At 71.0% G+C, this 3,108-nt stretch carries 5 protein-coding genes and 1 pseudogene; 4 read left to right on the top strand and 2 right to left on the bottom strand.

Annotation, left to right across the window (positions count from 1 at the left end):
* The 4 genes and pseudogenes from FV220_RS26310 to FV220_RS24540 all read left to right on the top strand — a co-directional run.
* Positions 1-142 (top strand): annotated as a pseudogene (locus tag FV220_RS26310) (phage tail tape measure protein); the annotation flags it as partial.
* Between the two features lie 55 nt (positions 143-197).
* Positions 198-833, top strand: a complete 636-nt coding sequence (locus FV220_RS24550) for a DUF2460 domain-containing protein (RefSeq protein WP_147833534.1) — start codon at positions 198-200, stop codon at positions 831-833.
* 15 nt (positions 834-848) lie between these two features.
* Complete coding sequence (locus tag FV220_RS24545; protein WP_147833533.1) at positions 849-1,742, top strand: DUF2163 domain-containing protein; 894 nt, start codon at positions 849-851, stop codon at positions 1,740-1,742.
* Between the two features lie 19 nt (positions 1,743-1,761).
* Positions 1,762-2,208, top strand: coding sequence for an NlpC/P60 family protein (locus FV220_RS24540; protein WP_147833532.1), 447 nt, complete (start codon positions 1,762-1,764; stop codon positions 2,206-2,208).
* A 353-nt stretch (positions 2,209-2,561) separates the two neighbouring features.
* Here the strand turns inward: FV220_RS24540 and FV220_RS24535 are convergent, their stop codons facing one another.
* Entirely contained in the window at positions 2,562-2,846 is a 285-nt protein-coding gene (locus FV220_RS24535) for an addiction module antidote protein (RefSeq protein WP_147833531.1), read from the bottom strand.
* Positions 2,843-3,108, bottom strand: a 266-nt coding sequence (locus FV220_RS25895; RefSeq protein ID WP_210245976.1) for a hypothetical protein, incomplete at its 5' end; no start/stop codon positions are given. The genes FV220_RS24535 and FV220_RS25895, both read right to left, overlap by 4 nt.

Genomic DNA, 3,108 nt, shown 5'->3' with positions numbered 1-3,108 from the left:
GGTCGCCGGCGGGGCGGCGGGGCAGCCGGTCTCCGTCACCGTCCATATCGCGACGCCGGACGCGGAGAGCTTCCGCCGCTCCGAGGCGCAGGTGGCCGCCGCCCTCGCCCGCGCCGTAGCGCGCGGAAGGCGCGCGTCCTGAGCGAGAACGACGCGGGGCCGTCGCGCATCCTGACCATCATCCAGGGAGGCCCGCCATGGCCGGTGATTTCCACGAGGTCCGCTTTCCCCTCGACGTGGCGCTGCGCGGCAGCGGGGGGCCGAGCCGCCTCACCGAGATCGTGACTTTGGCCTCGGGGCGCGAGCACCGCAACAGCCGCTGGGCCGATTCGCGGCGGCGCTACGATGCGGGCCTGGGCATCCGCACCCTCGACGCCCTGCATGCGGTCCTGGCCTTCTTCGAAGAGCGGCGCGGGCGCCTCTACGGATTCCGCTATCGCGACCGGATCGACCATCGCTCGGGGCCGCCGAGCCAGGCGGTGGGGCCGGGCGACCAGCCACTCGGCCTCGGCGACGGTGCGACGCGGGTGTTTCCCCTCGCCAAGACCTACGGCACCGGGCCGCTGCCCTATCGCCGCCTCATCGCCAAACCGGTGGCGGAGACCGTGCGGGTGGCGGTGGCCGGTGTCGAGCGACCGGCCTCTTCCTTCACCTGCGACGGCACCACGGGCCTCGTCACCCTGGCGACGGCCCCCGCCGCGGGCGCGCGGGTGACGGCGGGGTTCTGGTTCGACGTGCCCGTCCGCTTCGACACCGACGAGCTCAGCGTGGACCTCCAGGCCTTCAGCGCCGGAGAGATCCCGAACGTGCCGCTCATTGAGATCGTGCCCTGACCGGAGCCTGAAAGCATGCGCGACATCCCCGCCGCCCTCGCCGCGCATCTCGCCGGCGGGTCCACCACCCTGTGCCATTGCTGGTCGCTGACCCGGCGCGACGGCCTCACCCTCGGCTTCACCGACCACGACCGCGACCTCGCCTTCTCCGGCATCACCTTCGCCGCGCGCTCGGGGTTAGAGGCCGCCGAGGCGAGCGCGGAGCTCGGCTTCGCGGTGGGGGGCGGCGAGGTGGCCGGAGCGCTGACATCGCTGGGCATCGCCGACGCGGACGTGGCGGGCGGGCTCTACGACGCGGCCGGAATCGAGACGTGGCTCGTGGACTGGACCGATCCGGGAACGCGCCTCCTCCTGGATGTCGGGACCATCGGCGAGATCCGCCGGGCGGGCACCGCCTTCGTGGCGGAATTGCGCGGGCTGATGGACCGCCTCGACGAGGAGCGCGGCCGGACCTTCCGGGCCACCTGCGGGGCGGATCTCGGCGATGCGCGCTGCCGCGTCGATCTCGCCGATCCGCGCTTCCGCACCACCGGGACCGTCCTCGCGCCGGCGCAGCCCGGCGAGATGCTGACGGCCCTGGCCGGCGCCTTTCCCGCCGGCCGCTTCAGCGGCGGGCGGCTCACTTGGAACTCGGGCGGGAATGCCGGACTCGCCAATGACGTCCGGTCCCACACAGTGGTCGAGGGGGGCGCCCGGATCGAACTCTGGCAGGAGCCGCCCTGCGCCGTCGCGGCGGGAGACGCCTTCACGCTCACGGCCGGATGCGACAAGCGCCTGTCCACCTGCGTCGACACTTTCGCCAATGCGGTGAACTTCCAGGGCTTCCCGCACATGCCCGGCAACGACTTCGTCATCCGCGGCACCGCCGGCTCCGGCACCGCCCTCGACGGCGGCAGCCTGTTCCGCTGAGCCGGCAAAGGAGACCGTCATGCCAAGCGCCGACCGGATCGTCGCCGAGGCACGGGGCTGGATCGGCACGCCCTATCGGCATCAGGCCTCGCTCAAGGGCGTCGGCTGCGATTGCCTCGGCCTCGTCCGGGGGGTCTGGCGCGGGCTATTCGGACCGGAGCCCGAGACCGCACCGCCTTATTCGGCCTCCTGGGCGGAATCCGCCCCCGGTGGCGCCGACCCGATGGCGGAAGCCGCACGGCGCCACCTCGTCGCCGTGCGCGACTTTCCGGCCGGCTACATACCGGCAGCAGGCGACGTTCTACTCTTCGCCTTCCGCTCTCATTTTCCGGCAAAGCACTGCGCCATCGCCAGCGGGGCCGGGACGATGGTCCACGCCCATGACGGCGCGGCGGTGACGGAGGTCACCCTCACGCGATGGTGGCGCCGGCATCTGGCGCATGTGTTCCGGTTTCCCGGCGCCTGAGATCGATGCGGCGCAACGAGCGCGCTTCCCCTCCCCCGGCACGCCTACGGCATTCACACCTTTCGCGGGCTGCGCGGACCTGCCCTCCTCCCCCTTGTGGGGAGGAGTTGGAGGTGGGGGTGGTTGGGCGACCCTCAAGCTGCGGAGGCGGGCGGAGCCACCCCCACTCCTAACCTCTCCCCACAAGGGGGAGAGGGACGCGCCCTGCCTGCAAGAATGGATAAGTGAATCCAGTAGCCGCGTGCGGGGCGAGGCGAGGCGCACCGATGTGCGGGTCTGGATTGATGGCCGCACAGTCGACCTCACCGCCGCCCGCACCAAGCGCATGTGCTCCGGTTTCAGGATGGTCTGTTTCAGGAATGCGGAAGGACGGTGAGCCTCACACGCAGCCCATCCATGACCTTCCGGACGGTCTCGTAACGCAGCTTCGAGCCCGGGGAGAGCGCCTTGTAAAGAATTTCCCAGCCAATCCCGGAATCCTTGGCGATCTGCGTCATGCCCCGCGCCTTGGCCACGTCGCCGAGGGCCGCGAGAAACACTTGGGGATCCGAATCTTCGAGGGCGGCCGCGAGATACTCGGCGATGGCTTCGTCAGTGCCGAGATACTCCGACGCGTCGAAGGGCGTGAACTCTGTCATGGCGTGCTCCGGTCAAGCGAAGAGAGCATGGCGATGGCGTCCTGTGAAAGCTTTCGCGTGCGCTTGGGCAGTGACCGTTGACGTTCCTCTTTAACCGGCACGCGCACTTCGTCCCCTCCCCGCAGGCGGGGCGAGGCGATGCGCACCGAGTGTCCCTGATCCTTTAGCCCTCCCTCCCGGAGCCCTCCCGCATGGCCACGCTCATCCTGCAGACGGCCGGGGCGGCGCTCGGGACCGCGCTCGGCGGCCCGATCGGCGGGGC

The sequence above is a fragment of the Methylobacterium sp. WL19 genome, assembly GCF_008040005.1.
Taxonomy (GTDB): domain Bacteria; phylum Pseudomonadota; class Alphaproteobacteria; order Rhizobiales; family Beijerinckiaceae; genus Methylobacterium; species Methylobacterium bullatum.
This window is presented reverse-complemented; position numbering and strand designations above follow the sequence as displayed.

What these genes read in the sequence shown, in the direction of transcription:
- FV220_RS24550 (WP_147833534.1), top strand. Translation starts at nt 198, where the DNA reads ATGGCCGGTGATTTCCACGAGGTCCGCTTTCCCCTCGACGTGGCGCTG.
- FV220_RS24545 (WP_147833533.1), top strand. Translation starts at nt 849, where the DNA reads ATGCGCGACATCCCCGCCGCCCTCGCCGCGCATCTCGCCGGCGGGTCC.
- FV220_RS24540 (WP_147833532.1), top strand. Translation starts at nt 1,762, where the DNA reads ATGCCAAGCGCCGACCGGATCGTCGCCGAGGCACGGGGCTGGATCGGC.
- FV220_RS24535 (WP_147833531.1), bottom strand. Translation starts at nt 2,846, where the DNA reads ATGACAGAGTTCACGCCCTTCGACGCGTCGGAGTATCTCGGCACTGAC.